This window comes from Pseudomonas iridis, assembly GCF_017980685.1.
In the GTDB taxonomy this organism is placed as follows: domain Bacteria; phylum Pseudomonadota; class Gammaproteobacteria; order Pseudomonadales; family Pseudomonadaceae; genus Aquipseudomonas; species Aquipseudomonas iridis.
In genome coordinates, this window is sequence record NZ_JACXXO010000038.1 from 1 (window position 1) to 3,220 (window position 3,220).

The 3,220-nt window shown below is 58.5% G+C and carries 3 protein-coding genes; all 3 read left to right on the plus strand.

Annotated features, from left to right (window positions below):
- Positions 1–1,169, plus strand: a 1,169-nt coding sequence (locus tag IEQ42_RS27135; protein ID WP_210706182.1) for a DUF4214 domain-containing protein, incomplete at its 5' end; no start/stop codon positions are given.
- Entirely contained in the window at positions 1,166–2,065 is a 900-nt protein-coding gene (locus IEQ42_RS27140; RefSeq protein ID WP_210706183.1) for a hypothetical protein, read from the plus strand. The genes IEQ42_RS27135 and IEQ42_RS27140, both read left to right, overlap by 4 nt.
- Positions 2,065–3,220: WD40/YVTN/BNR-like repeat-containing protein (locus IEQ42_RS27145; RefSeq protein ID WP_210706184.1), on the plus strand; the 1,156-nt coding region annotated here is incomplete at its 3' end. The genes IEQ42_RS27140 and IEQ42_RS27145, both read left to right, overlap by 1 nt.

A 3,220-nucleotide genomic window follows, 5' to 3' on the forward strand; every position in this document is an offset into this window, starting at 1 on the left:
CCTCGCTCAACGACATGGTCAGCACCGCGACGGAAAACGTCAGCGGCCTGACTTCGGTCGGCAACGATCTGGGTGCAGCACTCAAAGCTCTGCGCGGCGATTCGGATGACGCCGTGAAGATGCTGCGCGCCCAGGCCCAGGCCACGCTGCAAAGCGCCCTGGCCACGGCGCGTTCGGGTGGCTCGCTGTCGGGCTTCAGCGGCCTGGAGGATGCCCTCGACACCGTCAGTAATAACAACACCGACCTGTATGGCTCGCTGGAGGATTACGCGCGGGATCAGGGGCGCACGGCCAACGTGGTGGCCGAGCTGAACGGCATCAATGGCAAGCAGCTCACCGCCGCAGAGAAGTCGCTGAAAGGGCTTGAGGATCAAATCAAGCAAGCCAAAGACAGCTACGACCTGCAGATGGCGCAGTACGACCAGCAGCTTGAGTTCGCCCAGGCGCAGATGGATGCGCTCAACGGCGTAGACAACTCGGTCATGGGCGTTACGGCGGCAATCAATGCGATGAACGCCTCGGTAGTTGCTGCTCTTGGTGCCATTGGAGGAAAGGCCAGCGCTGGAACAGCAGCCAATAACGGCACGCTTGTCGATTCTGTATACAAGGATTTGCTCGGGCGCGAAGCCGATGCCGGCGGCAAGGCTTACTGGGAGAGGCAGCTTGCCAGCGGAGCCATTGGCTACGACCAACTGGCCCAGGCAATCGCCAATGCCGCCAAGGAAAATGGTCAGGCCGTAAAGGCCGGCTACGCAACTGGCGGTCTGATATCCGGCCCGGGCACCGGTACCAGCGACAGCATCATCGCTCGCCTTTCCAATGGTGAATACGTGATGCGTGCCGACGCGGTGCGCATGTTCGGTACCGGGCTGCTCGATCAGATGAACGCCGGGCAGATTCCAGCTTTCGCCACCGGTGGCGGGATAGGTGAGCTGGGTCCACAACTGGAGGTCACTGGTCCGAGTCGGATCTACAGCGCGAACCAGGCGGGATCGATGAGCAAAGGGGGCAGTGATAGCGCTCAGCTTGAGCGGAAAGTCGATGTGCTGATCGACGTGGTCAAGCAGATCGTTGGCCCAATGAAACTCAACTCCGACGCGGACAGCAAGCTGTTCAAGAAGTGGGACCGTGTCGGTCTTCCAACCACAGTAGTGAAGGAGCCCGCATGAGGTTTATCAGACCGATTGAGGTCACTCCTGCAAAGCTGATCAGCTCCAACGTGCCGGAAACGGACAATCCGGCCTGGTCGCCTACTGCGACATATTCCATCGGCAACAAGGTCACCCTCGATCACCGCAACTACGAAGCGCTGGCGGCCGTTGCCGCTGGCGTGAAGCCAGGCGCGGAGGTTGTTGACAAGGACCATCCAGCGAAGTGGCAAGACATTGGCGCAACCAACCGCTGGAAGATGTTTGACGAGATCGTAGGCACCCTGACGACCAATCCGGGCTCCGTCTCCGCGACGATCCAGCCGGGGGCGGTGGTCAACTCGCTGGCATTGATCAACGTGCAAGGTGAGTCGGTGGCAGTGGTTATGACCGACCCCATCGAAGGGGTTGTGGCGACTCGTAACTACAGCCTCATCGATAGTGCGGTCGACAACTGGTACGACTGGTTTTTCGAGGACATCGAGTTTCGCTCCAGCCTGGTGGTTTTGGACTTGCCCGCGTATGGGACGGCCAGCCTCACGGTGACCGTCACCAGCAGCGGGACGGCCGGAGTCGGGGCGCTGGTAGTCGGAAAAACCGCTGACATTGGCACAGCGCTTTACGGCACCGGTGTCGGGATCGACGACTACAGCATCAAGGAGCGCGATGCGTTCGGCGGCTGGAGCGTGACCGAAAGGGCGTTCTCCGACACCGCCAAATTTCCTGTCTCTGTCGAGACCGCCCGGGTTGCGAAAATCAAGCGGATGCTGACTGAAGTTCGTGCCAAACCCGTAGTTTGGGTCGGCGAAGAGACTTACGAAGCATCCATCCTTTACGGCTTTTTTACTTCACTTGATCTGGTCTATTCAGGCCCGACTGTTTCCGATTGCCAACTTGAAATTGAGGGGCTGACCTGATGCCTGTACCCACGATTAATCCGCTACCGCAGGCGCCGTCCCGCTCCGATGGTCCCGTTGCGTTCAGCGCTCTGGCCGACCCATTCATCGCGGCGCTGCCGCCGTTTGTATTGCAAGCGAATGCCCTGGCCCTGGCAATTAACAATGCCTTGATCATTATCGCATCGAGTGTGGACGCGGCAGCCGGCAGTGCTTCGTCGGCAGCTACGTCCGCGAATGCTGCGAACTCCTCGAAAAATGCCGCGGCGCAATCCGCCATCGATGCTACCAACAATGGCGCGGCGCAGGTGGCCTTGGCGGCGCAACAAGTGGCTTTGGCGAATGCCGCCAAAATCGAAGCGCAATCCGCCGCTGTAGCTTCAGGTGCCGGCGCCGGGTTTCCTGTAGGCCGTGAACCGTTCACCGCTTTGCAAATCAATAAGGCGGGGGCTGTTAGTTGGGGGCCTAGCCTTCCGGATCGTGCGACGGCACAAGTCGGCCAATCGTTGATGTTGGACGGGGACAACCTTCCCAAGTGGGCGTTTGCCGGGCAGCAAATCGGCGACCTGCTCACAACTGCTCGAAACCTTCCTATTGATTTTTCCTCAGTGCAGGCGACGTTGCCCGCAAGTGTCAACTGGGCTGCGGTTACTTACGGCAAGGGTCTGTTCGTTGCGGTTGCCACAAGTAGCAACATCGCCGCAACTTCGCCAGACGGTATCAACTGGACACAGCGCACGCTTCCAGCTTCCGCAACTTGGTACGCGGTAACTTACGGTAATGGCATTTTCGTTGCCGTAGGCGGCGGCATGACCGTTATTGCCACCTCGCCAGACGGTATTACCTGGACGCAAAGAAGCGCGCCAGTATCTGCAACTTGGCGCGGTGTGACTTACGGCGGTGGTTTATTTGTCGCTGTTGGGATAAGTAGCGCAATTGCTATAACTTCGCCAGATGGTATCAACTGGACGCAGCGCACGCTTCCGGCATCTACTAATTGGTATAGCGTTGCGTATGGTAATGGTGTTTTTGTCGTCACTACCTCATCCGGGTCAGTATGCGCTACTTCACCAGACGGCATTACTTGGACTGGTCGTATCTTACCCGCATCTTATAATTTAAGAGGTATTGCATTCGGCAATGGTTTATTTGTTGCGGTTGCCACAAGTAGCGCGA

Excerpts from the sequence above, each read along its gene's own strand:
- IEQ42_RS27140 (WP_210706183.1), top strand. The coding sequence starts at position 1,166 with ATGAGGTTTATCAGACCGATTGAGGTCACTCCTGCAAAGCTGATCAGC.